This is a genomic window from Cupriavidus sp. 86D6, from assembly GCF_057815095.1.
The window spans coordinates 215522-241964 of record NZ_JBYPSB010000005.1; the positions used below are offsets into that span (position 1 = coordinate 215522).

The 26443-nt window shown below is 67.2% G+C and carries 25 protein-coding genes; 4 read left to right on the forward strand and 21 right to left on the reverse strand.

What is annotated here, in order from left to right:
- Positions 1-110 precede the first annotated feature (110 nt).
- Genes AC3G88_RS14370 through araD form a run of 4 tightly spaced genes read right to left on the reverse strand, consistent with a single transcriptional unit; the run spans position 111 to position 4581 of the window.
- A complete protein-coding gene (locus tag AC3G88_RS14370) occupies positions 111-1049 on the reverse strand; it encodes a 2-hydroxyacid dehydrogenase (protein ID WP_488772076.1) in 939 nt (312 codons plus the stop codon).
- A 43-nt stretch (positions 1050-1092) separates the two neighbouring features.
- Entirely contained in the window at positions 1093-2064 is a 972-nt protein-coding gene (locus AC3G88_RS14375) for a Bug family tripartite tricarboxylate transporter substrate binding protein (protein WP_488893458.1), read from the reverse strand.
- 48 nt (positions 2065-2112) lie between these two features.
- Positions 2113-2832, reverse strand: coding sequence for a ribonuclease activity regulator RraA (locus AC3G88_RS14380; protein ID WP_488772074.1), 720 nt, complete (start codon positions 2830-2832; stop codon positions 2113-2115).
- Between the two features lie 9 nt (positions 2833-2841).
- The gene (gene araD / locus AC3G88_RS14385) at positions 2842-4581 is read right to left on the reverse strand and encodes an L-arabinonate dehydratase (protein WP_488772073.1); all 1740 of its coding nucleotides are present in this window, start codon (positions 4579-4581) and stop codon (positions 2842-2844) included.
- Positions 4582-4733: 152 nt separating this feature from the next.
- Here araD and AC3G88_RS14390 point away from each other — a divergent pair, with 152 nt between their 5' ends.
- Together AC3G88_RS14390 and AC3G88_RS14395 are read left to right on the forward strand one after the other, a co-directional pair.
- On the forward strand, positions 4734-5435 hold the full coding sequence (locus AC3G88_RS14390; RefSeq protein WP_488772071.1) for a GntR family transcriptional regulator: 702 nt from the start codon (positions 4734-4736) through the stop codon (positions 5433-5435).
- Positions 5436-5612: 177 nt separating this feature from the next.
- Positions 5613-5870 (forward strand): helix-turn-helix domain-containing protein, encoded by a 258-nt coding sequence (locus tag AC3G88_RS14395; protein ID WP_092599362.1) that lies wholly within the window; start codon positions 5613-5615, stop codon positions 5868-5870.
- A gap of 34 nt (positions 5871-5904) precedes the next feature.
- Here the strand turns inward: AC3G88_RS14395 and AC3G88_RS14400 are convergent, their stop codons facing one another.
- On the reverse strand, positions 5905-7374 hold the full coding sequence (locus AC3G88_RS14400) for an SLC13 family permease (RefSeq protein WP_488772070.1): 1470 nt from the start codon (positions 7372-7374) through the stop codon (positions 5905-5907).
- A gap of 119 nt (positions 7375-7493) precedes the next feature.
- Positions 7494-8156, reverse strand: coding sequence for a DNA oxidative demethylase AlkB (alkB, locus tag AC3G88_RS14405; RefSeq protein WP_488772069.1), 663 nt, complete (start codon positions 8154-8156; stop codon positions 7494-7496).
- A gap of 120 nt (positions 8157-8276) precedes the next feature.
- On the opposite strand from alkB, the gene AC3G88_RS14410 reads away from it, so the two are divergent.
- The gene (locus AC3G88_RS14410; RefSeq protein WP_153945871.1) at positions 8277-8741 is read left to right on the forward strand and encodes a helix-turn-helix domain-containing protein; all 465 of its coding nucleotides are present in this window, start codon (positions 8277-8279) and stop codon (positions 8739-8741) included.
- Positions 8742-8890: 149 nt separating this feature from the next.
- Here AC3G88_RS14410 and AC3G88_RS14415 read toward each other — a convergent pair whose 3' ends face one another.
- The 7 genes from AC3G88_RS14415 to fliF all read right to left on the reverse strand — a co-directional run bounded on the left by AC3G88_RS14415 (position 8891) and on the right by fliF (position 17084).
- Entirely contained in the window at positions 8891-9955 is a 1065-nt protein-coding gene (locus AC3G88_RS14415; RefSeq protein ID WP_488772068.1) for an alpha/beta fold hydrolase, read from the reverse strand.
- Positions 9956-10125: 170 nt separating this feature from the next.
- Positions 10126-11625: a flagellar hook-length control protein FliK gene (locus tag AC3G88_RS14420; RefSeq protein ID WP_488772067.1), complete on the reverse strand. Its 1500-nt coding sequence runs from the start codon at positions 11623-11625 to the stop codon at positions 10126-10128.
- A 16-nt stretch (positions 11626-11641) separates the two neighbouring features.
- A complete protein-coding gene (gene fliJ, locus AC3G88_RS14425) occupies positions 11642-12094 on the reverse strand; it encodes a flagellar export protein FliJ (protein ID WP_488772066.1) in 453 nt (150 codons plus the stop codon).
- Positions 12087-13538 (reverse strand): flagellar protein export ATPase FliI, encoded by a 1452-nt coding sequence (gene fliI, locus AC3G88_RS14430; protein WP_488772065.1) that lies wholly within the window; start codon positions 13536-13538, stop codon positions 12087-12089. Before fliI ends, fliJ begins: the two co-directional genes overlap by 8 nt.
- A complete protein-coding gene (gene fliH, locus AC3G88_RS14435; protein WP_488772064.1) occupies positions 13531-14406 on the reverse strand; it encodes a flagellar assembly protein FliH in 876 nt (291 codons plus the stop codon). Before fliH ends, fliI begins: the two co-directional genes overlap by 8 nt.
- Complete coding sequence (gene fliG / locus AC3G88_RS14440; protein ID WP_153945877.1) at positions 14393-15412, reverse strand: flagellar motor switch protein FliG; 1020 nt, start codon at positions 15410-15412, stop codon at positions 14393-14395. Before fliG ends, fliH begins: the two co-directional genes overlap by 14 nt.
- Complete coding sequence (gene fliF, locus AC3G88_RS14445) at positions 15399-17084, reverse strand: flagellar basal-body MS-ring/collar protein FliF (protein WP_400394287.1); 1686 nt, start codon at positions 17082-17084, stop codon at positions 15399-15401. Before fliF ends, fliG begins: the two co-directional genes overlap by 14 nt.
- A 359-nt stretch (positions 17085-17443) precedes the next feature.
- On the opposite strand from fliF, the gene fliE reads away from it, so the two are divergent.
- Positions 17444-17767 (forward strand): flagellar hook-basal body complex protein FliE, encoded by a 324-nt coding sequence (gene fliE / locus AC3G88_RS14450; RefSeq protein ID WP_400394289.1) that lies wholly within the window; start codon positions 17444-17446, stop codon positions 17765-17767.
- 127 nt (positions 17768-17894) lie between these two features.
- Here the strand turns inward: fliE and AC3G88_RS14455 are convergent, their stop codons facing one another.
- Genes AC3G88_RS14455 through AC3G88_RS14490 form a run of 8 tightly spaced genes read right to left on the reverse strand, consistent with a single transcriptional unit; the run spans position 17895 to position 26362 of the window.
- Positions 17895-18548 (reverse strand): LbetaH domain-containing protein, encoded by a 654-nt coding sequence (locus AC3G88_RS14455; protein ID WP_488772063.1) that lies wholly within the window; start codon positions 18546-18548, stop codon positions 17895-17897.
- Positions 18539-19348 (reverse strand): NAD-dependent epimerase/dehydratase family protein, encoded by an 810-nt coding sequence (locus tag AC3G88_RS14460; RefSeq protein WP_488772062.1) that lies wholly within the window; start codon positions 19346-19348, stop codon positions 18539-18541. The genes AC3G88_RS14455 and AC3G88_RS14460 overlap by 10 nt, the downstream gene beginning before the upstream one ends.
- Before the next feature lie 8 nt (positions 19349-19356).
- Positions 19357-20427: an FkbM family methyltransferase gene (locus tag AC3G88_RS14465; protein ID WP_488772061.1), complete on the reverse strand. Its 1071-nt coding sequence runs from the start codon at positions 20425-20427 to the stop codon at positions 19357-19359.
- A 29-nt stretch (positions 20428-20456) separates the two neighbouring features.
- Positions 20457-21017, reverse strand: coding sequence for a dTDP-4-dehydrorhamnose 3,5-epimerase (rfbC, locus tag AC3G88_RS14470; protein ID WP_488772060.1), 561 nt, complete (start codon positions 21015-21017; stop codon positions 20457-20459).
- A complete protein-coding gene (locus AC3G88_RS14475) occupies positions 21014-22267 on the reverse strand; it encodes a methyltransferase domain-containing protein (RefSeq protein ID WP_488772059.1) in 1254 nt (417 codons plus the stop codon). The genes rfbC and AC3G88_RS14475 overlap by 4 nt, the downstream gene beginning before the upstream one ends.
- Entirely contained in the window at positions 22264-23319 is a 1056-nt protein-coding gene (gene rfbG / locus AC3G88_RS14480; protein ID WP_488893472.1) for a CDP-glucose 4,6-dehydratase, read from the reverse strand. The genes AC3G88_RS14475 and rfbG overlap by 4 nt, the downstream gene beginning before the upstream one ends.
- 20 nt (positions 23320-23339) lie before the next feature.
- Positions 23340-24113, reverse strand: coding sequence for a glucose-1-phosphate cytidylyltransferase (gene rfbF, locus AC3G88_RS14485; RefSeq protein WP_488772058.1), 774 nt, complete (start codon positions 24111-24113; stop codon positions 23340-23342).
- Positions 24110-26362 carry an O-linked N-acetylglucosamine transferase, SPINDLY family protein gene (locus AC3G88_RS14490; RefSeq protein WP_488772057.1) on the reverse strand — a complete coding sequence of 751 codons (2253 nt, stop codon included), beginning with the start codon at positions 26360-26362 and terminating at the stop codon, positions 24110-24112. The genes rfbF and AC3G88_RS14490 overlap by 4 nt, the downstream gene beginning before the upstream one ends.
- Positions 26363-26443 lie beyond the last annotated feature (81 nt).

The window sequence follows — 26443 nt, forward strand, 5'->3', positions numbered from 1 at the left end:
GGGCGGATCAGGGCAGATGGAGGCAGGTAACGCCTGGGCGCGGGCGCAGCAAGTCCGCGCTGTGTCGCCCCGGCTACGCTTTTCGACGGCGGCCGGCCGTTGGACGGCGCTCAGATGGCCGACTTCAGGACCGCGCCAGTGGCGAAGAAGCTCTGCAGGTTGTCGAACACCAGCCCGGCCATTGCCGCCCGGGTCTCGTGCGTGCCGCTGGCCACGTGCGGCAACAGCACCACGTTGTCCAGCGCGAACAGGGCTTCGGGCACCCTGGGCTCGTGCTCGAACACGTCCAGCCCGGCGCCGGCAATGCGCTTGTGCGTCAGGGCATCGACCAGCGCCGCTTCATCCACCACCGTGCCACGGGCGATATTGATCAGATAGCCCTTCGGACCCAGCGCCTTCAGTACGTCAGCGGACACCAGATGGCGCGTCTCGGGCCCGCCCGAAGCGGCGATCACCAGAAAATCGGCCCACTCGGCCAGCGCCTGGAGCGACGGCTCGAAGCCATAGGGCACCCCTTCCTGCGCCTTGCGGCCGAAGTAGCGCACCGCCATGTCGAAGCCGCTCGACCGTTTGGCGATGACGCGGCCGATGCGGCCCATGCCGACGATGCCCAGCCGCTTTCCGCTGACGCGTGTGGTCAGCGGATACGGGCCCTTGAGCCAGTCGCCACGGCGCACGTAGCGGTCGGCGGCGCTGACCTGGCGCGCGGCGTCCATCAGCAGCGCGAACGCGGTGTCGGCCACGCAGTCGTTGAGCACGTCGGGCGTGTAGCCGACGGCAATGCCGCGTGCGCGGGCGGTGTCCAGGTCCAGCTTGTCCAGGCCCACGCCGAAGCTGGAAATCACGCGCAGGTTCGGCAGCGTGGCCAGCATCGCGGCGTCCACGCCGGTGGCGGCGCGCGTGGTCATTGCCACGAACTGGCTACCGTGCTGCGCCAGGTAGGCGGCAGGATCGCTTTCGGCCCAGAGCGGATGCACGTCGAAATGCTCGGCCAGACGGGCTTCGGTCTGTTCCGGGAGCCGGCCGTGCTGCAGGAGGCGGGGTTTCATGCGAGAAGAGTCCTTTTCTGATGGAAGTGTCCGGGCGCGCGGGTCAGTCGGCGCTCAGGTGATTATCGGCGATGATCCTTGCGTAACGCTTGCGGTCGTTGGCGATGGTCTCGGCAAACTGCTGCGGGGTGCTGCCGACGGGAATCGCACCCTGTTCGATCAGCTGTTTCTTCACCTCCGGCATGGCCACCACCTTCTTCACGTCGGCGGCGATCTTGTCGACGATGTCCTTCGGCGTGCCGGCGGGCGCCAGCAGGCCCACCCAGGAACCCGACTCGGCGTTCTGGATGCCGACCTCGGCCAGCGTGGGCACGTCGGGCATCGACGGCGAACGCACATGGCCGGTCACGGCCAGCGCACGCAGCTTGCCGGCCTTCACGTGGCCGGTGGTTTCCAGGATCGACGCGAACAGCATGTCCACGTTGCCGGCCATCAGGTCGGTCATGGCCGCGCCGCCGCCCTTGTAGGGCACGTGCAGCATGTCGGTGCCGGTGGCGGCCTTGAAGATCTCGCCGGACAGGTGCGGCGAACCCCCCGTGCCGGAGCTGGCGAACGTCAGCGTGCCGGGCCTGGCCTTGGCCAGCGCCACCAGTTCCTTCGGCGTTTTCGCGGGCAGGCCCGGCGTGACCACCAGCGCGAACGGCAGTTCGGCCATCATCGTCACCGGCACGAAGCTGTCGGGCTTGTAGTTGAGCTTCTTGTACAGGAACGGGTTGATCGACTGCGTGCCGACGTTGCCGGCCACCAGCGTGTAGCCATCGGGTTTGGCGCGCGCGGTCAGTTCCAGGCCGACGTTGCCCGCGGCGCCGGGGCGGTTGTCCACCACCACGGGCTGGCTCCAGATCTGCGACAGCCGCTGTGCGACGAGCCGCGTGCCGATGTCGGTGCCGCCGCCGGGCGTGAACGGCACGATGATGGTGACGGGCCGGGTCGGCCAGTCGCCCTGCGCGTGGGCGCCAAAGGCAGCCGTGACGGCCAGGGCCGCGGCGGCGGCAATGCGGGCAGTCTTCAACATGGGTTTGTCTCCGGAATTGTTTTAGGTTTCTATGTCTGGGATTGCGCGTCAGCGGCCGCGGGCGTTGCGCCAGGCCGCGAAATCGTTGCGTGCCTGTTCGGTGGTCGGCGGATAGAGCCCGATGATCGAGCGCCCGTTGCGCACTTCCTCGGTCACGAAGTCCTCGAACGCGGTCATTTCCACGGCCTCGGCGGCGATCTCCTCGGCGATGTGCCACGGAATGACGACCACGCCTTCGGCATCGCCCACGATCACATCGCCGGGGAACACCGCCACGTCGCCGCAGCCGATCGGCACGTTGAATTCCAGCGCCTGGTGCAGCGTCAGGTTGGTGGGCGCCGACGGACGATGGTGGTAGGCGGGCATGGCCATCTGCGCGATCTCGGGCGAATCGCGGAAGCCACCGTCGGTGACGATGCCCGCGCCGCCGCGCTGCATCAGCCGCGTGACCAGGATCGAACCGGCCGAGGCGGCGCGCGCGTCCTTGCGGCTGTCGATCACCAGCACGGCGCCGGGTGGGCACTGCTCGATGGCCTGGCGCTGCGGATGGTTCGGGTCCTGGAACACGGTGATGGGATTCAGGTCCTCGCGCGCCGGGATATAGCGCAGCGTGAACGCTTCGCCGACCATCGTGCCGGCGTCGGGGTTGAGCGGGCGTACGTCCTGGATGAACTGGTTGCGCAGGCCGCGCTTGAACAGCGCGGTGCAGAGCGTGGCGGTGCTGACGGTCTTCAGCGCGTCGCGCAGACCGGAACCGAGCGGGGTCATGGGGTGGCCTCAGTAGATGCTCGGTTCGCCCACGGGCTCGCCGAAATCGGTTTGCAGGAAGTCGAAATCGCAGCCGTCGTTGGCCTGGCGCACATGGCGCGAGAACATGTAGCCGTAGCCGCGCATATAGCGCGGCGGCAGCGGGGTCCATGCGGCGCGGCGCGCGGCCAGTTCCTCGTCGGACACTTCCAGATGGATGCTGCGCCGGTCGATGTCGACCGAGATCAGGTCGCCCGTCTTCACCAGGGCGAACGGACCCCCGATGTAGGCCTCGGGGGCCACGTGCAGGATGCAGGCGCCGTAGCTGGTGCCGCTCATGCGCGCATCGGACATCCGCAGCATGTCGCGCACGCCCTGCTTCACGAGCTTTTTCGGGATCGGCAGCATGCCCCACTCGGGCATGCCGGGGCCGCCCTGCGGGCCGGCGTTGCGCAGGATCAGGATGTGGTCGGCCGTGACGTCGAGGTCCTCGTTCTCGACAGCGGCCTTCATCGACGGGTAGTCGTCGAACACCAGCGCCGGGCCCGTATGTTTGAAGAATCGCTTCTCGCACGCGCTGGGCTTGATCACGCAGCCGTCGGGCGCGATATTGCCGCGCAGCACGGCCAGCGCGCCTTCCTGGTACAGCGCGTTCTCGCAGGTCCGGATCACGTCGTCGTTGTGGACCTCGGCGCCCGCAATGTTCTCGCCCAGCGTGCGGCCGGTGACCGTGGGGGCGTCGAGGTGAAGCTTGTCGCGGATGCGGTTCATCAGTGCCGGCAATCCGCCCGCGTAGAAGAAGTCCTCCATCAGGTAGGTGTCGCCGCTGGGCCGGATGTTGGCGATCACCGGCACATGGCGGCTGGCGCGGTCGAAGTCGTCCAGGCCGATGTCGTGGCCGGCGCGACGCGCCATGGCAATCACGTGGATGATGGCGTTGGTGGAGCAGCCCATCGCCATGGCCACGGCAATCGCGTTCTGGAACGATGCATGTGTCTGGATGCGCTGCGGCGTCAGGTCTTCCCAGACCATGCCGACGATGCGCCGGCCGGCCTCGGAGCACATGCGGATGTGGTTGGCGTCGGCCGCCGGAATCGACGATGCGCCGGGCAGCGTCATGCCGATGGTCTCGGCAATCGCGGTCATCGTGCTGGCCGTGCCCATCGTCATGCACGTGCCGTGGCTGCGCGCGATGCCGCCCTCGATGCCGATCCACTCCGTCTTGCTGATATTGCCGGCGCGGCGCTCGTCCCAGAACTTCCAGGCGTCGGAGCCCGATCCCAGCACCTGGCCCTTGTAGTTGCCGCGCAGCATGGGGCCGGCGGGCACGTAGATGGCCGGCACACCGGCGCTGGTGGCGCCCATCAGCAGGCCCGGGGTGGTCTTGTCGCATCCGCCCATCAGCACCGCGCCGTCGATCGGATGCGAGCGGATCAGCTCTTCGGTCTCGATGGCAAGCAGGTTGCGGTAGAGCATGGTGGTCGGCTTGACCGAGCTCTCGGACAAGGAAATGGCCGGTAGTTCCACGGGGAAACCACCGGCCTGCAGGATGCCGCGCTTCACGTCGTCCACGCGCTGCTTGAAGTGCGCGTGGCAGGGGTTGATATCGGACCATGTGTTGATGATGGCGATGAGCGGCTTGCCCATCCATTCATCGGGCGCGTAGCCCATCTGCATGATCCGCGAGCGATGCCCGGACGAGCGCAAGTCGTCGGGCGCGAACCAGCGCGCGCTGCGCAGCTGGTCCGGCGTTTTCTTATGTGCCGTCATCGTTGTCTCTTCCACCTGGAATCCTGCCGGTCGCGTAGTTGTACGACGACTGGGGTTTCGGGAATTAAAGCACTAATATATTAGTACGTCAACGCAGGGATTTCCGCAGCCGGTTCGGCTAGAATCGCGCGCAACATTCCAGTCATTTACGCATGGCCGCCACGCTCCCCAATCCGTCCACGCAGTTTCAGTTCGACCGCACGCGCCAGGCGGCGCCGCAGGTGTTCGAGCATATGCGCGACCAGATCATCTCGATGGCGCTGCCGCCCGGCACGGTGCTGTCGCGCCCCGAACTGGCGCTGCAATACGGCATCAGCCAGACGCCGGTGCGCGATGCGCTGATGCGGCTGGCCGAAGAAGGGCTGGTCGATGTGTTTCCCCAGCACGCCACACGCGTCAGCCGCATCGACGTGGCACTGGCGCGGCAGGCGCACTTTCTGCGCCGCTCGGTGGAGGTGGAGATCGTCCGGACCCTGGCCGGCGCGCCCGATGAGGCCCTGGTGGAACGGCTGCGCGCCACGGTGGCACGCCAGCAGCGCATGCTGGAACTCGACGACCTGGCCGAATTCACCGCGAACGACCAGTATTTCCATCGCCAGCTCTACGAGGCCGCCGCCGTGCCGGACCTGTTCGGGCTGGTGCGCCGCCAGAGCGGCCATCTGGACCGCCTGCGCCGGCTGCACCTGCCGATTCCGGGCAAGGCCAATGCAGTGCTGCGCGACCATACCGCGATCATCGACGCCATCGCCGCCGGTGACGTGGCTGCCGCCGAGACCGCGCTGCGCGACCACCTGACCGGCACCCTGGCCAACGTCGAGGACATCCGCTCGCGCTTCCGCGACTACCTGCGCTAAAGCCGCGCCCGCCGGCCCGAATCGGGTCAGGGCGTTTGTTTTTGGCAACGGCTCGCCCGCCATCTACCCACTACATGGGTAATGACAGCTTCAATGCATTCGTCAATCACGAAGGATTTGTCGATTGCTGGCGGAAATTGATAGATTTCGGAGGTATTTATTGCCGGGTAGACCAAGATGTCCGCCAGAGTCACCATTACCAGCAGCGATCAACTGGGGCAGGTGCTCCAGGGCGCGCGCAAGATCGCAGGCCTGACCCAGGCCGACGCCGCCGCACGGCTGGCCATCAGCCAGAGCCGCATTTCCCATATGGAGCTGAATCCGGAGACCATCAGCGTCGCCCAGTTGCTGGCGCTGCTGGGGGCCTACGGCATGGATCTGATCGTCGAGCCCCGCGCCGTGCGCGATGCGTTGCTGGAGAAGCTCGAATGGTAGCCGGCGCGGGCCTGCGTGCGCCGCGCCCGGCCCGTCAGGGCAGATAGCCCAGCAGCTTCCACCAGAGGTAATCGAGCGGCAGCAACACCACCAGCGTGATGGCGGCCATGGTCAGGCAAAGCCGCGTGCCGTGCCGCAAGCCTACGCCCCCAAGTTGCATCGCAATCACGATCGGCGGCGACTGGTACGGGAAGAACACCGTCGAGAACACCGGCACCTGCAGCATCAGCACCGATTCCAGCGGCAGCCCCGTGGCATTGGCCAGGTCGCGCGCCAGCGGCGTGAGCACGGCCGGCAGCGCGGGTAGCGTCGACATCAGGCCCAGTACCGCACCCATGGCGCCGATGGTGCCCACGTTGGCCGCCGTATGGCCGGGTGTCAGCGGCAGCACCTGCAGCAGGCCGGCACTGATGGCGCTGCCCAGTCCGGTGGATTCCACCACGGCCCCGAGCCCCAGAAAGCCGGCCACATAGATCAGCGGTACCAGATGCACCTGCTCGGTCAGCGCCTTGGGCGATACCAGGCCGATGCCGGGGAGCAGGCAGACGATGCACGCCGCCAGCGAAATCCAGGCTGGCGAGATGCCATGCCACGCGTCGGTGGCGAACCCGGCCACCGCCAGCGCAAGGATGACGGCCAGCGCGCGCTCCTGGGCCCCCATCGCGGTCTGCGTGACAGGCGCCTGCGCCGGCATCGGACCGTTTTCCGGGAACAGCTTGCAGATTAGCCAGATGAGCACCACGGTCTTCAGCGCGCCCAGCACCGGGAAATGCAGCAGCAGGTAGCTGCCGTAGCTGAGGTTGATGTGATAGAGCGAGCTGGCCGCGCCCAGCAGCACGCTGTTCGGGATGTTGGCCGGCAGGATGGTGGTGGGTGGCATGTAGCTGGCCGCCGCGACGGTCATTACCATGCCGATGCGGCCGTTCGACCCGGCGGCGAAGCCCAGCCGGTCGGCCAGTGCGAGCACGATCGGCATCAGCAGCAGCACGCGGCCGGTGGTGGAGGGCATCAGGAACGCCAGCCCGACCGCGCTCAGCGCCACCGTGGTGATCACCTGAGGGTAAGTGCCCACCCGCTTGTGGAAGATGATGTCCGCCAGCCGTAGCGCCAGCCCGGTACTGCGCAGCGCCACGCCGGTCACGGCGCCACCGAACATCAGCCACCATGCCGTCGAGGTGAATCCCGAAAACACCACGGTGGGCGGTGCGATATGGAATACCACCGCTGACAGGAAGAACAGCAGCGTGGCCGTGGGTTCCGGCAGCACGCCAACGGCCCAGCAGGATACGGTCGACAGCACCAGCGCGCCGGCCCAGATCAGCGCCGGCGGGGCATGCAGGGCGCTGCCCGCAATCCAGACGGCGCTGATGCAGGCGCCAATCAGCAGCGCGGCACGGATCGAATCGGCAGGGCGGCCGGCCAGTGGCGCGGGCTTGGGAGCGGAAGGGGGCGTCGGGGGTGTGGCTTCGGGGCGTGCTTGGGCGCTGCCGGGTGTGGCTGACATCTGGGATCTGTCTCGCGAGCGGGGCCGGTCGCCTGGGACGCCGGTCTTGTTTTATGAGCAAAAGTGCTGAGCCGCTATCGTATGGTTGTCTGATGAAGCGGGCAACTGCCGCGCGCGGGTCAGCGTGTTTTGCGGAACGTCAGGTTGATACGCGCGCTGCCGGTCAGTGCGTGGTCCCCCGCAGCCAGCGGCGCGATGCCGTGGAACACCAGCCGCGAGGGGCCGCCCCAGACCACTACGTCGCCATGCGCCAGCCGCACCCGCGACGGGCGGTCGGCCCGGCGCTGGCCGCCCCACAGAAAGATGGCCGGCAAGCCCAGCGACACCGACACGATGGGCGCCCGCAAGTCGAGTTCATCGCGGTCCTGATGCAAAGAAAGCCGTGTACCGGGCAGATAGCGGTTGATCAGGCACGCATCGGGCACAAAACCGGGATACCCGGCCGCCTCGGCGGCATCGAGCGCCAGGCGCCGGAACGCCCCCGGCATGTCCGGCCAGGGCCGCCCGGTATCGGGATCGATCGGGTCATAGCGATACCCGGTACGGTCGGACACCCAGCCGCGCTCGCCACAATTGGTCATCGCCACCGACATCCGCAGCCCGCCCGGCGTGATCAGGTGCCGAAACGGTGAGCCGGCGCTGACTTCGCCCACCGCCTGCAGCAGCGCAGGCCCGATGTCACGCGCAAAGCCCCGCAGGACAACGGCACCGGGACCCAATGGCTCAACGGCTGGCGGCGTATCGGGATCGGCAGGAAGGGCGTCGAAGAGGTCGAAGGTCATGGCAGTCAGGGTGCAGGCCGATCATACCGGGTGGCCGCCGTCGTGTCGTTTCGTTGACGACGTGGATTGCCCGTTTCGTTTATTTCGATTATGGTCGGGCAATGCAGCAAGGAGTGACATATGACCATCCTCGACCCTCGCACCACGCTCCCCGCCGACAAGGAAGTCGAAATTGCCCTGCGCGGCCAGCGCGAGCTTGCGGCCTACCTTCGGACACACATTGACACACAGCGCATCCAGATTTTCGATGAGAAGGATGAGGCGCATCAAATTGAGTTGCCAACCACAGCCCTACGCTTGCTGCTCGATATCCTGGCGGAACTGGCGGCTGGCAATGCGGTGCAAGTCGTTCCGGTACATGCCGAACTGACGACCCAGGAAGCTGCGGACTTGCTGAACGTGTCCCGACCCTATCTGGTCAGCCTGCTCGAAGCTGGCGAGCTGCCGTTCCACAAGACCGGCAAGCACCGCCGTATCCGTTTCTCGGACCTCATGGCCTACAAGGCCGCACGGGACGCGGAGAGCGAGAGGCTGATGGATGAGTTGGTTCGTGAAGCACAGGCCCTGGGCATGGGCTACGAATGAGATGTTCGACCTTTACTGCGCTTTATGATGCGTGCGTCCTCTATCATGGGAGTGGATCGCTTTCTGGCCAATTTCACGAGATTGGGCCTGACGCGGACAGTGAAGTCGCTGTCCGCATTCAGGTCGGTGATATAGCCGTCGGCGACAACCTATCGCGACACCTTCCCCATCCCCTCCAGCAAGGCCTTGTGAAACGCCGCCGCATCCTGCATCTGCGGGGCGTGGCCCAGTTCCGGGAATTCCACCAGCGTCGTGTTCGGGATGGCCTTGGCCGTGGTCTGGGCCAGCTCCGGGTAGCGGCCCAGCTTTGGCTGCACGTCGGCCGGGGCGGCGTCCTTGCCGATGGCCGTGGTGTCCTTGTCGCCGATCATCAGCAGCGTGGGAGCCTGGATGGCGCCCATTTCGTAGACAACGGGCTGGGTGTAGATCATGTCGTAGAGCAGGGCGGAGTTCCATGCCACGATCTGCTTGCCCGGGCCGCGATACATGCCAGCCAGCATCTGCACCCACGGCTCGTATTCCGGCTTCCACTGGTTCACGTAGTACGTGGATTTCTCGTAGTTGCGGATGCGATCTGCCGTGGTGTTCAGCTCGCGGGCGTACCACTGGTCCACCGATAGCGAAGGCACACCTTTGGCCTTCCAGTCCTCCAGCCCGATCGGGTTCACCAGCACCAGCTGCTTCGTTTCCTGCGGATACATCAGCGCATAGCGCATGCCCAGCATGCCGCCCGTGGAGTGCCCGATCACGGTGACGTCGCGAATGCCGATCGATGCCAGCAGGTCATGCGTGTTACGCGCCAGTTGCTGGAACGTGTACTGGTAGTGCGCCGGTTTGGTCGACTTGCAGAAGCCCACCTGATCGGGTGCCACCACCCGGTAGCCGGCGCTGCTGAGCTGGCGGATGGTCTCCTGCCACGTGGCGCCGCAGAAGTTCTTGCCGTGCAGCAGCACCACTGCGCGGCCGTTCGGTTTTTCGGGTTTGACGTCCATGAACGCCATCTCCAGGGGCTGTCCCTGCGACGGGAACTTGTAGCGTTGGACCGGATAGGGGTAGTCGAAGCCTTCCAGCTCGGGGCCGTAGGCGGGGCCGCCATCGGTTGCGCCGGCCGCGTGGACGGGCGGGGCGAGGGTGGTGAGGGTTGCGAAGGCGGTCGCCAGCGCGAGCGCGGCAAGCTGGGTCGGACGAACGAGGGGCGGGCGAAGGCTGGGCATGGTCATTGGCCAGGGGGCGAGGGAGCGAGGGGACGGGTGTGGATATGGTCGCTCAAATGACCGCCCCGTGCGCGCTTAAGTTCCGGGTTGCCAGCATGAAAAAAGCCCGCCTTCCTTCCCGCAAGGCGGGGGAAAGGGCGGGCTTTGCGGGGTCGGGACGACCCTGTGCGTCAGGCGAACGTATCGACCTCGCCACGTGCCAGCGTGCGCGGGGCGCGCGGTGTGGCGGGGGCGGCAGGCGCCGCCGTGTCGTTGCCGAAGCCCATGGCCTGGCCGAAGCTGCCGCCGTTGCCGGCCTGGCGTTGCGGCTGCTGTTGCTGACCACCCGAGTTGGCTTGCGCAAAGCTGTCGGCGCCCACCGATGTCTGGCCAAGCTGGATGCCCGCTTCGGCCATCGACGTGCGCAGGTGCGGCAATGCGGCCTCCACGGCGGCGCGCACGGTCTGGTGCGGCGATACGAACTGCGCCTGGGCCTGGTCGTTGACCACGTTCAGCACCACCTTCAGCGGGCCCAGGTTGGGCGGGTTCAGATCGAGTTCGGCGGTCTGGTTGCCCTGGGTGGACAGGCGCACCATCTGCTGGCCCAGTGCCTGCGACCACTGGCTGTCCCCGACGTTCGGGGCGATGACCGGGCGCGCGGCAACGGCGGTGGCGTTGGCCTGGGCGGCCTGGGCCGGCGTCTGCGCGGCAAGGGCCGATGCGATGGTGGCGGCGCTGCTGGCATTCGTCGCGCCCGTGTCCACGCCTTCACCGATACGTGCGCTCGCCTGTGCGACGGCGAACGGCGTGACCGGTGCCTGCGCCGGCTGGCTGGCCGGGGCGTCGCCGGCCGGCGTCAGGGCCGGCTGGTTCTGATGGCCCAGGTTCGCATGCTGCTGGCCGGCGCCCTGGCCGCGGGCGTCCTGGGCGGCGGCCTGGGCCGGCGCGGTGGCGGTGGCGGCGATCTTGTCCGCAGTCGTCGGTGCGGTGTTCTGCAGCGTGGCGCGTTGCTGGGCGATCAGCGCCAGCGTATCGGCCGGACTGGCGGTGGTGCCCTTGGCGGCCGTGTCCACGGTGGCGGCAGGCAGCCTGGCTTCGGCCTCTGCCTGCAAGGCCGCGGCATCGGTGGCCGGATCGGCAGCGGCGGCGGCTGCGGTGGATGCGGAGGCCGCGGCGGCGGCAGCGGATGCGCTGGCACCCTGGGCCGTGCCCTGTGCCGACGGCAGCGTCGGCAGGCCATTGATCGCACTGGTGTCGACGCCGGCCGTGCTGGCGGCGGCAGGGGCCTGCGGGACCGGGGGCTGCGTCAGCAGCGCGGCTGCGGCCAGTGCGGCGGCGGCCGCAGCGGCATCGGTCGATGCGGTGTCGTCGGTCTCGCCATCCTTCGCCTCGTCGGTCTTCGGCTGGCCCTTGGCGGCCACCTTGCCGGTGTCCTTCTGCGGCAGCGCATTGTTGGCGGCGGGCTGCTGCGGCTTTTGCGCGGCGCTGCCCTTCGATGCGTCGGCCTGCTTGCCGTCCTTGGCCGGCACCTTCGCCTGCGCGGCGGCCGGCGCGGATTGCTGACCATCCTGGCGTGCGCGCGACAGCGCATCCTGGAACGGGTTGGCATCGCCAACCTTGCCGGCGTCCGGCGACTTGAGGTTCCCGAGGGCTGCGGCGGTGTTGCCGACGATCTGGCTGATATCGATCATTGTGGTCTTTGGCAGGTCAGTTCTGGCCGCTCGCCGGCTGGCGTGCGATGCGGGCCGCGTATTCGTCGTTGGCCCGCTGTTCGCGGCGCGTGGCGATCTGTTGTTCGCGCACTTCGGCACGCGTGATCAGCGTGTCGAAGGAATTCTGGCGGCGCTTCTGCTGTTGCCAGTTGGCGCGGCCGGCCAGCAGGTCGGCCTCGGCCTTGTCCAGCGCGGCGGTCTGCTGGCGGATGGCATGGTCCAGCGAGTCGAGAAAGCGCGAGAAATCCTGCCATCGGCTGGACGTCATGCCTTCGGCCGCAATGACCTGCATGCGCGCGCGGTACTCGTGACGGTACTCGGTCAGCGCGTGCAACTGCTGCTCGGCTTGCGTGCGCAGGCCCTGCAGCCGGCCCAGCTCGCGCGTGGCCTTGTCCGTATTGTCCTGGGCGATGTCGGCCAGGGTGTGGATCGGCGATGTCTTAGCCATGGTGGGTTGCTCCGATGGTCGCGTGCAGCTGGGCGATCGACACCTCGTAGTCGGCGCGCTCGTGGATGTCCTGCTGCAGGAATGCCTCCATGCGCGGATGCAGGCGGATCGCGAGGTCCAGCTCCGGATCGTTGCCGGGCACGTAGGCGCCCACGCTGATCAGGTCGCGATTGCGCTGGTAGCGCGACATCAACTGCTTGAATCGCCGCACGGAGGCAAATTGCGGCGGTTCGATCAAGGCGGTCATGGCACGGCTGATCGACGCTTCCACGTCGATGGCCGGATAGTGGCCTGCTTCGGCCAGGCTGCGCGACAGCACGATATGGCCGTCGAGAATGGCGCGCGCCGAATCGGCAATCGGGTCCTGCTGGTCGTCGCCTTCGGTCAGCACGGTATAGAAGGCGGTAATCGAGCCGCCGCCTTCGGGGCCGTTGCCGGTACGCTCGACCAGCGTCGGCAGCTTGGCGAACACCGAAGGCGGATAGCCCTTGGTGGCCGGCGGCTCGCCGATGGCCAGGGCGATCTCGCGCTGGGCCATCGCGTAACGGGTCAGCGAATCCATGATCAGCAGCACGTGCTGGCCCTTGTCGCGGAAATACTCTGCCAGGCGCGTCGCGTAGGCGGCGCCCTGCATGCGCAGCAGCGGCGAGCAATCGGCGGGCGCGGCCACCACCACCGATCGCTTGCGGCCTTCCTCGCCGAGGATGTTCTCGATGAATTCCTTCACTTCGCGGCCGCGTTCGCCGATCAGGCCAACCACGATCACGTCGGCGTTCGTGTAGCGGGCCATCATGCCCAGCAGCACGGACTTGCCCACGCCGGAGCCTGCGAACAGGCCCATGCGCTGGCCGCGGCCAACGGTCAGCATGCCGTTGATGGCGCGCACGCCGGTATCGAGCACCGTTTCGATCGGGGCACGCATCAGCGGGTTGATCTGCGCGCCCGACAGCGGCACTTCGCTGGCGGCGGTGATCGGGCCCAGCCCGTCAAGCGGACGTCCGGCCGCGTCCAGCACCCGGCCCAGCAGGCCATCGCCCACCGGCAGGCGCTTGGAGCCCGGCTCGCGCGGGGCGCTCACGCCCTTGGGCAGCGGCGACGGTTCCAGCGGATAGACGCGGGCGCCCGGCACCAGGCCGGCCACGTCGGATTGCGGCATCAGGTAGAGGCGATCGGCGCCAAAGCCCACGACTTCGGCTTCGGCCGTGCGCGGGCCGCCATGCGAATGCTGGCCGCCCGGCAGTTCGATCAGGCAGTCGCTGCCCACGGGCATGCGCAGACCCACGGCTTCCAGCACCAGGCCGGCGGCACGCGTCAGGCGGCCGCAGGCACGCTTGCTGTCGATCTCGGCGATGTTCGACGAAGCGGTGGCCAGCGCATCGCGCCAGCGGCCGGTATGGGCTGCAGCGGAGGCGGTGTCTGGCGCCGTGGCCTGGGGATCATGCATGCGGGGGCTCCCACGGATCGTTGCGGCCCAGAGCCTTGATCACGCGCTCCCAGCGCGTGGCCAGCGTGCCGTCGAGTTCGCCGCTGGCGGCGCTGGCGATGCAGCCGCCGCGCGCCACGGTGGCATCGGCGCGCACGGTCCAGCCGGCGGCTTCGAGTTCGCCCTTCAGGTGGGTTTCCACCAGCGTCACGTCTTCGGGGTTGAGCAGCAGGCAGGGCGCGCCGGACAGCGGCGGCTCGGCGTTGATCAGTTCGCGCGCGGCTGGCACCAGCGCGGCCGGATCGATTTCCATCGTCTTGCGCACCAGCTGGCGTGCCACGTCGAGCGCCAGCGAAATCAGCGCGTCGGAGATCTCCGTATCGACACGGCCCAGCGCGTCGCGGAAGTTGCCGGCCAGTTCGTGCAGGCGGGCGGCTTCGCTGCGGGCCGATTCCAGCCCGCGGGCATAGCCTTCGCGGTGGCCGTCGCCGTAGCCCTGGGTCTGGCCCTGGGTGTAGCCCTGTGCATAGCCTTCCTTGCGCGCGCCGTCGCGCATGGCGTCCAGCGCGGCAAAGTCGATCGGCGGCGGAGGCGGGGGCTCGACCGGCAACTGCGCGGCCAGCGCTTTCTTCAGGGCGTCGCGCGGGTCAAGCGATTCGGGCTGCCAGCGTTTCCAGGCGTCGCCGCCCAGGCTCGATCGCACGGGCGCCTCGAAACCCTGGAAGCCTTCGTCGCTGCGGTGGACATTGGTGAGTCCACCGGAGAGCCCGCCGGATGGCTTCTCCGAAAGGCCGCCGGCGCCCTGGGGCGCGCTGGGCGCGCCATAGAACCCGGGATCGCCGCGGCCCGGGCCGCGGCCTGCGGCAAAGCCGCGTTCAAACGTAGGCATCGTCGCCTCCGCCAATCTGGACTTCGCCGGCCTCGGCCAGGCGTCTCACCACCTGCAGGATGGCCTTCTGTTCGGCCTCGACCTGCGACACACGCACCGGACCCAGGGCTTCCAGGTCCTCGCGCAGCATTTCGCCGGCACGCGTCGACATGTTGCGGATGAACTTGTCGCGCAGTTCCTGCTGCGCGCCCTTGAGCGCGACGATAAGCGATTCGGTGGCCACTTCCTTGAGCACGCGCTGGATGCCGCGGTCGTCCACTTCCATCAGGTTCTCGAACAGGAACATCTCGTCGATGATCTTCTGCGCCAGGTCCGCATCGTGCGAACGCACGCCGTCGATCACCGCTTCCTCGTGGGCCGTGCTCATCAGGTTGATGATCTCGGCCGCCGTGCGGACACCGCCCATGCGGCTGCGCTTCAGGCTCTGGCCTGCCAGCAGCTTGGTCAGCACGTCGGTCAGTTCCTGCAGCGCGCCCGGCTGCACGCCGCCGAACGTGGCGATACGCAGCACCACGTCGTTGCGCAGGCGTTCGGTGAAGAAGCCCAGCACTTCGGACGACTTCTGGCGGTCCAGGTGGATCAGGATGGTGGCGATGATCTGCGGGTGTTCGTCCTTGATCAGTTCGGCCACCGTGTTGGCTTCCATCCAGTTCAGCGAATCGATGCCACCGCCCGGGTCGCGCGATTCCAGGATGTCCTCGATCACCGACAGCGCCCGTTCCTCGCCCAGCGCCTTGTTCAGCACGCTCTTGATGAACGAGCTCGAATCGACGTTCAGGGCCAGGTACTGCTCGGTCTCGCCGCGGAACTCGGCCAGCACCTCGGCCATTTCCTCGCGGGTCACGGCCGACAGGTTGGCCATGGCGGAGCCCAGCTGCTGCACTTCGCGCGGCGACAGGTGCTTGAACACCTCGGCGGCCGAATCCTCGCCCACCGCCATCATCAGGATGGCGCTCTTCTGCAGGCCCTTGTCGGCCGCTCCCTTGCTAGCGTTAGCCTTCGTCATTTGCCATCCAGGTCTTGATTACGCTGGCGACCAGGCGCGGGTCGCGTTGCGCGGCGTCACGCACCAGGGCGAGATCGCTTTCATATTTCGCGGCCAGGCGCAGCACTTCCGGATTGGTTTCCTCTTCCGGCGGCGGCAGCGCGGCTTCGGCTGCGGTGGCGTCCGTGGCCTCGGTGGTGGCAGGCAGGGCCGGCGTGGTGTACTTGCGCAGCACCGGACGCGCCACCTTGAACCACAGGAACATCGCCAGCAGGGCCAGCAGCAGGTAGCCGACACCGGTCTTGGCCAGGTCGATCATCTGCGGCTGCTTCCACAGCGGCAGTTCCGGTTCCGTCTTGTTGTCGGCCGTGAACGGGCTGTTGACCACGTTCAGCGAATCGCCGCGATCTGCCGAGAAGCCCATCGCTTCCTTGGTCAGGTTCTCGATCTGGGCCAGTTCCTTGGCGGACAGCGCCTCGGTGACCGGCTTGCCCTTGGCGTCGACCTTGCTGCGGTAGTTCACCACCACGGCCACCGACAGGCGCTTCACGCCGCCCGGCGCCTGCTGCACGTGGCGCACGGTACGGTCGAGCTCGTAGTTGGTGGTGGCGTCGCGGCGGTTGCTGCTCGGGCCGGTCTTTTCGGCGGTCTGCGTGGCCTGGTTCGGCTGTGCCTGGGCCGGCGGGTTCGGCTGGCCGGGCTGGCGCGGCGGCTGCGGCGTGGTGACCGGGGCCACGGCGGCGGCGGGCGGCTGGTTGGACAGCGCGCCGGGCACGCCACCCACGCCGGAACCACCCTGCTGGTTCGATTCGCTGGTCTGCTGGCTGCGGATGGCCGCCTTGGTCGGGTCCTGGTTCGGCTTGAAGCTCTCGTCGGTATGTTCGACCGACGAGAAGTCGATATCGGCCGTGACCTGGGCGTGGACGTTGTCCTTGCCGAGGATCGGGGCCAGGATCGATTCCACGCGCTTGACGTAGCTCTGTTCCACCTGCTGCACGAACTTGAGCTGGGTGGCGTCCATCGAACGGTCGCTGCTGCCGGACAGCAGGTTGCCGTGCTGGTCGACGATGGAGATCGATTTCGGGGTCAGTTCGGGCACGCTCGACGACACCAGGTGCGTGATCGCGGCCACCTGGCCTTCGTCAACGGCCCGGCCCGGGTAGAGCTGCAGCACCACCGACGCGGTGGGCTTCTGGCGTTCGCGCACGAACAGCGTGGGCTTGGGGATGGCCAGGTGCACGCGGGCCGACTGCACGGCGCCGATCGATTCGATCGAACGGGCCAACTCGCCTTCCAGGCCGCGCTGGTAGTTCACCTGCTCGGCAAACTGGCTGATGCCGAACTTCTGGTTGTCCATCAGTTCCATGCCCGTGGTACCGCTCTTGGGCAGGCCCTGGCTGGCCAGGCGCAGGCGCGTCTCGGCAACCTTGTCGGCCGGCACCATGACGGCGCCGCCGCCTTCGGCGAACTTGTACGGCACGTTCATCTGCTGCAGCGACTGGATCACTGCACCACCGTCGCGCTCGGACAGGTTGGTGTACAGCACCTTGTAGTCCGGCTGGCGCGACCACATGACGCCCACGGCAATGGCGGCAACCAGCGCCGCGCCGCCCAGCATCAGGGGCAGACGCGGATTGCCCTTGAGCTTTTCGACCAGGGCCGCGCCGTTCGGCAGGGTGGCGGCCGCGTTCATGCGCGCGTCTCCGGCTTGGCCGGGCATTCCCTGCCCTTACCACTCAGGCCTTCGCTGCCGTTAATCATCTCGGCACGGCTCACTTTACGCTGCTGAAAAAACACGCGCACTCCCCGCGTTAGTTGAATTCCATGGAGTCAGGCGGCGAGACAAGAAACGCGTCGATCCGCCAGATCCGGCACGGTAGCGATGATCGGGCAGACGGGCGAGGAACAATCGGCTGAATAGGCGATGTTTTTCCGCCGATTTCAGCCTTTGGAACGAGGCGGGCGGCCAGTACAGTGCGAGGGCTGAAACAGGATGGCGAGTAGTGTTTTCGTCACATTGATCCTGTCCCGACTGACCAACCTGTACGTGCCATGACCATTTCTTCCATCGAGGGCATGCTCCACCAACTGCGCGGCCTGGCGCAGGTGGCTGGCGGCGGAACCACCTCCCAGGCCGCGAATTCGGCTGCCACGGCTGGCTTTGCGGGCGAACTGCAACGCTCGCTGCAACGCCTGAACGCCACCCAGGAACGCGCCTACGGCCAGGCCGAGGCCTTTGAAGTGGGCAAGCCCGGCGTGTCGCTCAACGACGTGATGATCGACATGCAGAAGGCCAACATCTCGTTCCAGACCACCGTGCAGGTGCGTAACCGCCTGGCGGCTGCCTATCAGGAAATGATGAACATGCCGGTCTGACGTCCGGTATGCGACCGGCGCGCCACGGCGCGCCACGCACGAAAAGGCCATGCGCGCGAAAGCGGCATGGCCTTTATTGCTTTTTTGCCAAGCAGGAGGGTCCCGCCCGGGCGGGCAGGAGCACGGTTCAGACGCGGAAGTATTCCTCGGCCGCGCGCTCCCCGGCCGGCTTGCACACCAGGCCGCCGGCGTGCCCGGCATAGACCAGGCAGTTGCCGGGCGTTTCGCGGTTGAGCACGCTCACGCCCTGGGCCACCACCGAATTGTCGCGCACGTGGCTGCGGCCGATGATGGCCGTGTTCGGATACATCACCACGCCTTCGCCAATGACGGGCGCCACGCCGTGATTCTTGCCCACCGTGGAATTCTGGTACAGCACCAGGTAGTTGCCGTAGGTGGCCTTGGCCAGCACGATGCCCACCGAGTGGCCGATGAAGAACACCTCAGGCATTTCGATCTCGTAGAACAGGTCGATGGCGTTGAGGGCCTTGTTGAGCAGGAACAGCTTCGTGCATGCCTCGCCGTTGCGCTCCTGGCGCCAGATCGTATTGGCCAGGTAGTACAGGTACTGGCAATACTGCGACGAATGCAGGTAGTTGAACTGACCGGGGCGCCACATGCGCACCGCGTCGATGCAACGGCCGGTGCGGGCCAGCGCCTCGTCGATATGGCGCGACACCACGGGCAGCAGCGCATCGCCACGGCCGTCCGGCACCAGATTGGCCACCTGCGCGCAGGTATAGGCCGCGAGCGATTCGCGGGTCTGTCCGATCAGTTCCATGGGCGAACCCCTTCCAGGTAGCGTGCCACCACCGAACGCACGTCGCGCGGTGCCACGCCAAGCGCGCGCAGTGCCGCCGTGCTGCATGCCGCGGCCCGTTGCACCGGTGAGTGGCGTGCCAGGGCAATGTCCCAGCCGCCCGCGTTGAAAACCTCGGCCAGATCGCCGTTCGATACGTTCTCGCCGCTGGCGACATTGAAGATGCCGCCGGCGTGGCGCGTGGAAATGGCAACCAGCGCATCCACCACGTCATCGAGATGGATGTAGTCGCGCACGAAGCCGGAGTCGCTGTCGAGCCGGAACGTGCGCTCGGTGGCGGCGCGCATCAGCCATTCCGACAGGAATCCCGGCGACGCCGGCGCCCAGTCGAACACGCACGAAAGGCGGGCCACGGCGGTGCGGCCGGCTGCCACGGTCAGGCACAGGTTTTCGCCCAGTCCCTTCGAGAAGTCATACAGCGCGCGCGGATTGGCTGGCTGGAGCGTCAGGGCTGCCGCTTCATCGCCCACGGGCAGCTGGGACGTGTCGTAGAGACGGGTCGACGACAGGTACACAAGGTGCTCGTAGCGGTTGGCGCGCAGCACGTCGGCCAGCAACGTGACGTGCGCGGCCACCGTGTCGTAGGGCCGTGCGGCGTAGTCCGCGGTGAGCCCCGCGCAGTAGTAGACGTGCCCCAGGTCGCGGGTGAACAGCGCGCGGTCGCCGCGCGCCGGCACCCAGACCTCGTGGCCGGCACGCCGCAGCGTGTCGGCCAGGCGACGACCGACAAAGCCGGCGCCGCCGATTACCGTGCAACGCATTGCGATCCTCAGTTGGCCGGATGGTGCAGCGCCGGGTCACGGTGCCACAGCAGCTTGGGGCTGACGCCCGGCACGACGGCAAAGCCCTGACCTTGCAGCAGCGTCGGGTCCTTCACGGCCACCATGTTGAAGCCGTGCGCGGGGCCTTCCAGGTACACGTTGTCCACCGGCACCAGTTCCACCGGGCGGCCCTGCATGTCGACGTTCGAGTTGAAGTCGCGCACTGCGTACACGTGATAGCCATAGCCCTTGAGCAGCTGGATGATCTCGGCGTTCTCCAGGCCGCGGCTCCAGTCCACATAGTGGCGGTGCACTTCGAACACGAGGTTCGGCGCTTCGCCGGCAGGGCGTGCCAGTTGCTTCGCGGCGCCCTTGAAGACGTTCAGCTCCGCACCTTCGATGTCGAGCATGATCAGGCCGAGCTTGTCCAGGTTCTGCTCGGCGCAATAGTCATCGATCGTCACCGTCTTGAAGCTGTCGTCGCCGGCGGGGCCGGTGCTGTGCACGGCATGCGCGAACGAATCGTGGCCTTCCAGGCGCAGTTGCGTGGTGCTGTCCGACCACAGGCCCAGGCGCCAGCTGCGGATGTTCTCCACCTTGTTCAGCGCCGCGTTGTTGCGCAGCATGCCAAGCTGGTCGGCGTTGGGCTCGAAAGCGTGGCAAGTGCCGCCGGCACGGGCCAGCTGGCGGGCCATCAGGATCACCTGGTCGCCGAAGTAGGCGCCGCCCACCACGGCATGGCCGCCGCGCTCGCACAGCTTGACCAGTAGCTTGGTGGTCTGCGGTTCCCACACGTGGTCCGGTGCGGCCGGGGTGCTCATCAGGAAGTCGCGGGCGATCTTGGTCCGGTACAGGAACTCGAAGACCGTGCCGTCGGCCAGCGTCTTGCGCAGGCGCGAGGTCTCGTTGTACATCGCATCGACGATCGGGCCGGTGATGTCGTCGCGCACGCTGCCTTCGTAGGCGTCCAGGTCCTGCTCGATGCTCTTGCACAGGGCAATGACCTTGTCTCGGGCGGCAGCGCTGCCGCCCACCGTGCGCAATGCGTCGGAAAGCTTCTGCAAATGTTCAGTCGTCATGGGTGGCTCCGCTAGGGGGTAGTCAGTGTTCAGGGTGAAAGTTGGGGTTGCGCGGCCAGTTCGGCCAGCGTGGGCAAGGCGAGGTCCTTGGCGGAGATCAGGCGATCCGCGCAACCGGGCCAGGCAATGCCGATGGCGGGATCGTCCCAGCGCACGCCGGCACTGCTGCCGGGCGCGAACGGCACCGTCATCTGGTAAAACACCTCGGACAGCGGCGTCATGGTCTGGAAGCCATGCGCCACGCCTTTCGGAATAAAGATCGCCCGCTGTGCCTCGGCATCGAGCACCACGGCCTGCCATTGCAGGTACGTGGGCGACTCGGGGCGCAGGTCCAGGATCACGTCATGGACCGCGCCGGTGGTCACGCGCACGAGCTTGTCTTCGGCGTGCGGCCCGCGCTGGAAGTGCATGCCGCGCAGGATGCCCGCCCGCGTGTTGCGCGACACGCTCTGCTGCACGAAATGCGCATCGATGCCGTGGGCCGCGAACGCGTCCACGCAGACCGTGCGCGCGAAGAAGCCACGGTCGTCGGCCAGTGGTTCCGGGTCGACGATCCAGGCACCGGCGATGCGGGCAGGCGTGAAGATCACGGCAGCACCACGGTTTCGGGGATGGCCACCACGAAGCGGCCGCCCCAGGCCCGGATGCCGGCCATCTGCGCCGTTACCTCGTCCTTGATGTTCCAGGGCAGGATCAGCAGGTAGTCCGGCTTGCGGCTGTCGATGATCTCGGGCGCGAACACGGGGATGCGCGAACCGGGCAGCAGCTTGTCCTGCTTGGCGGGGTTGCGGTCCACCACGTACTCCACCAGGTCGGCATCGATGCCGCAGTAGTTCAGCAGCGTGTTGCCTTTGGCGGCCGCGCCATACGCGGCCACCCGCTTGCCTTGGCGGCGTGCGTCGATCAGGAAGGCCAGCAGGTCGATGCGCGCCCGGCGCACGCCCTCGGCGAATGCCGTGTAGCGCGCGGTGGCGTTCAGGCCGCCACGCGTTTCCTCGTCCAGGCAGGCCTGCACGGCCGCCGTGGTGTCGTGCTTCGCATGCTGGTGGCACGCAAACAGGCGCAGGCTGCCGCCGTGCGTGGGCAGGTGCTCGATGTCGAATACGCGCAGGCCGGCACGCGCCAGGATCGGCACCAGGGCGGTCAGCGACAGGTACGAATAGTGCTCGTGGTACAGCGTGTCGAACTGGTTTTGCTCCAGCAGGCGCAGCAGGTGCGGGAACTCCAGCGTCACCACGCCTTCGGGCTTGAGTACCCGCGGCATGCCGCCGACGAAGTCATTGATGTCGGGTACATGGGCCAGCACGTTGTTGCCCAGCAGCAGGTCCACCTGCCAGCCTTCCACGCTCAGCGCACGGGCGGTGCGCTCGCCGAAGAACAGTTCGCGGCTGTCGATGCCCTTGGCGCGGGCGGCGGCACCGGTGTTGGCCGATGGCTCGATGCCCAGGCAGGGCACGCCGTTCTGGTGGAAATACTGCAGCAGGTAGCCGTCATTGCTTGCGATCTCCATCACACGGCTTTGCGGTCCCAGCCCGAAGCGGGCGGTCATCGACTCGACATAGCGGCGCGCGTGGTCGAGCCACGAGGTGGAGAACGACGAGAAGTACACGTAATCGTCGTGGAAATGGGTCTCGGCCGGCGTGGCGTCGCGCAACTGCACCAGCCAGCAGCTGTCGCAAACCATCGCGTGCAGCGGATAGAACATCTCGCCCTGGGCGATGTTCTCGGGCCTGATGAAGGCGTTGGAGACCGGTGACAGGCCGAGGTCCACCATGGTGTGCGTCAGCGGCGCGCCACAGGCGCGGCAGTTCGCGGGGTGAGCGTTGGGTTGAGCGGTCATGCGCAGAATTGGCCGATTTGTCGTTCAGTGATGGCGCGCGCCTGGGTCGGGTCCATCTGGACGGTGCGATACCAGCTGGCCGTGGCGGCCAGCGCCTCTTGCAGCGTCCAGCGTGGCATCCAGCCCAGTTCGGTGCGGGCGCGCGCGGCGTCGAGATACAGGTTGCGCGCCTCGTGGGGCGCGGCGCCCGGCGGGGGGCAGTGTTTCCAGTCGAGTTCCGGCCAATGCGACTGCAGGCCGGCCAGCACGGTGGCGACCGGCAGGTTGTCGCGCGGCTCGGGCCCGAAATTGAAAGCGTCGGCCATGGCGGCGTCGCCATCGAGCAGGCGGCTGCCCAGGCGCAGGTAGCCGTGCAGGGCTTCCAGCACGTGTTGCCACGGGCGGGTGGCCTGCGGGCTGCGGATCTCCAGCGTGCCTCCGGCCGCGGCCGCACGCGCGGCGTCGGGGATCAGGCGGTCTTCGGACCAGTCGCCGCCGCCGATCACGTTGCCCGCGCGCGCCGTCGCCAGCAGCACGCCACGTTCGGCCAGAAATGCCTTGCGATAGCTGGCGGCCACCAGTTCGGTGCCGGCCTTGCTGGCACTGTAGGGATCATGACCGCCGAGCGGGTCGGTCTCGCGGTAGCCCCAGAGCCATTCCTTGTTGTCGTAGCACTTGTCGGTCGTGACCACGATCACGGCGCGCACCGACGCGCACGCGCGCACGGCGTCCAGCACGTTGACGGTGCCCATGACGTTGGTCGACCACGTCTGCGCTGGATCGCGATAGCTGGCGCGCACCAGTGGCTGGGCGGCCAGGTGCAGCACGATCTCGGGCTGCGCGTCCTGCATGGCCCGCGCGAGCGTGGCGGCGTCACGGATATCGGCAACGGTATGGCGCACCAGCGCCGCGCGCACGTCGGCGGCATCGAACAGGCTCGGCTCGGTGTTCGGCGCCAGCGCGTAGCCGCTCACCTGCGCGTCGAAGCGCGCCAGCAGCAGGGCCAGCCAGGCGCCCTTGAAGCCGGTGTGGCCTGTGACAAAGACGCGCCGGCCGCGATAGGCCGCGAACACGCCGGCGGGGTTGCCGGCCGTTACCAGATCTTCCACGGTGCCTTGCCCGATTGCCACAGGTCCTCCAGCAGGTTCTTCTCGCGCAGCGTGTCCATCGGCTGCCAGAAGCCGGTGTGTTCGAAGGCGGCCATCTGGCCGCTGCGGGCCAGTTCGCGCATCGGGGCCTCTTCCCACGACATGCTGTCGTCCTCGATCAAGTCGATCACTTCGGGCTGCAGCACGAAAAATCCGCCATTGATCCAGGCGCCGTCGCCACGCGGTTTCTCGGTGAAGCCGCTGACCAGTTCGCTGTCGCCACGTTCCAGCGCGCCATAGCGGCCCGGCGGCTGCACGGCGGCGACGGTGGCGCGGCGGCCGTGCGAGCGGTGGAACGCAATTTCGCGGCTGATGTCGATGTCGGAAACGCCGTCGCCGTAGGTAAAGCAGAATGCCTCGCCCGGCGTCAGGTATTCGCGCACGCGGCGCAGGCGGCCCCCGGTCATCGATTCCTCGCCGGTGTCCACCAGCGTCACGCTCCACGGCTCCGCCTTGCGATGGTGCACGGCCATGCGGTTCTCGCGCATGTCGAACGTCACGTCCGACATGTGCAGGAAGTAGTTGGCGAAGTATTCCTTGATGACGTAGCCCTTGTAGCCCAGGCAGATCACGAACTCGTTCACGCCATGCGCCGAGTACATCTTCATGATGTGCCACAGGATCGGCTTGCCGCCGATCTCGATCATCGGCTTCGGGCGCAGGTGCGATTCTTCAGAGATCCGGGTGCCAAGGCCACCGGCCAGGATGACGGCTTTCATGCGGTTACCTCTGCTTCTGCGGTGGCGGGTTCGGCGACGGGCAGATCCAGCGAAATGCCGAGCACTTCGAAGGCGTTGGGCGGCGGCGAGGCTTCCAGCGCGGCCATCGTCAGGCCGAACTGTTCCTGCAGCAGCGCCGCCAGGCCGGACTTGTCGAGCTGCTGCTCGTCGAGCCACGCGGCCAGCTTGCGGTACAGCGGCAGCGCGTAGGGGCGCATGCCGATGGCTTCCACCAGCAGTTCGATCGCCGTGTCCGGCGCGCCGTTGTGGTACTTGTACTCGGCCAGGCCATAGGCCACGGCCCAGTGGCGATACCAGGTCGATGTCAGGTTTTCCAGCACGTTGTGCACGGCCTGCCATTCGCCCAGGTGGATGTGGGCGGCCACCGACATCAGCAACGTTTCGGCCGGATACCACTGGCCGTTGAAGTAGATGCCCGACTGGCGCGGCTCGGTGCGTGGCGCCACCGGCTTGGTCTCGCTGCACATCTCGGCCAGCTGGTCCTCGAACCACGCGGCAAAGCGCGGGGCGTCAAACATTTCGCTGCTTTCGGCGCGCGGGCGGATCGACTGGCGGATGATGTCGAGCTGCTGCACGTCGGCCGCCAGCGCGCAGGCCACTTCCACGTAGCGTTCCTCGGTGTCGCAGATCAGTTCGTCCAGGCCGGCGGCGTGCAGGAATGGCGCCGACACGCGCTGGTGGAACGTCCCCCCGGCGAAGCTCACCACGGGCACGCCCATCCAGATGGCATCGCAGGTCGTGGTGCCGCCCGTGACCGGTGCGGTGTCGAGTGCGATGTCTATCCGGTGATAGGTCACGTACTGGTTGTTGCCGTCGCGGTTGATCAGCTCCACGCGCGAGGTGTCGATGCCGTAGGCGGCCATGCGTTCGTACAGCATCTCGCGGACGCCGTCCTTGTCGCAGCCGGCTGCTTCCACCAGCATCCGGGAGTTCGGGCAGCGCGCCAGCACGGCGCTCCACAGCCGCATGGTCTTGGGACCGAGCTTGGCGATGGTGTTGCACGAGCCGAAGGTGATATAGCCGTTGGCGAGCGCCGGCGTCGGCTGCACGCGGTAGCGGGCGTCGTAAATGTTCAGCGGGTTGGTGACGATCGGGTGGAATGCACTGAACACCGGCGCACGCAGCAGCTTTTCGGTGTAGTTGTGGTCGAAGCCTTCGGGGTCGGCCGTCCAGTCCGTCACCCGGTACTCGATCTGCGCCATGCCCGTGGTGCCGGGGTAGCCGAGCCAGGTGAGCTGCTTCGGCGCCAGACGCTGCACCATGTAGGTCAGCGGCGACGCGCCGGTGTAGCCGCCAAGGTCGATCATCACGTCGCACCGCTGGGCACGCACCGCCTTGACGACTTCGGCCTCGGACATCTTGAAGAGGCTGTGGAAGCCTTCGGCGTAGACGCGGATCTTCTTCGTGATGTTGTCGTTGACGTTCGACAGCGAGAACAGGTGCACCTCGAAGCGGGTGCGGTCCAGGTTGGCGATCAGCGGGATCAGGAAGTATGCGCAGGCGTGGCGGCGCAGGTCGTTCGACAGGATGCCGATCCGGATGCGCTCGCCTTCGCTGGGCTGCATTTCCGGGCCGTCGATTTTCGTGCGAGCCAGTGTCTGCGCCCAGTCCGTGGCCTCGCGGCGCAATTCCTCGGCGCCGATGGTTTCGTCATAGAGCAGCGAGAACAGCAGGTTCGACCGGTTCACGCGCTGCGTGGGATCGAGGGCGCAAGCGTGGCGAAAGACCGGGATCGCTTCGATCGTGCTGCCCGATTCGCGCAATGCCGCCGCGTAGTTGCCAACCGCGACCGGGTCGTTGGGCAGCAGCGCCGCGGCCTTTTCGCCCGCCAGACGCGCTTCGAAATAGTCGCCGTTGTAGAAGCTGGCCGTGCCCAGCGTCTGCCAGAGATGGCCCGACGCGGGCTGCAGTTCAAGACTGCGCTTCAGCAGCGGGATGCCCTTTTCGTAGTGCTCCAGCTGGACTTCGAGCGCGCCGCACAAGCCCAGGAAGCCCGAGTGGTTCGGAAAGCGGCGCACCCCCGCCTCGGCCAGGCGCAGTGCCTCTTCGTTGTGGTTCAGGCCCGAAAGCGCCAGCGATTCGAGGTAATAGCCATCGGGCATGGTCCCGGAAATGCGCTTGGCGGCCCGCGCGTGCTTCAGGGCTTCCGCATACTTGTTGGCGTTGTAGGCATTCCAGGCGTGCTGGATCATCCGCTGCGCGGGACCCATCGAAACGTTCTTGTTCATGGCGTTGTGTGCGAAGGCGCGGTGTCGACCCGTGCGAAACGGACGGGCTGATCGATGCCTGCACAGTAACAAGGGACGTTC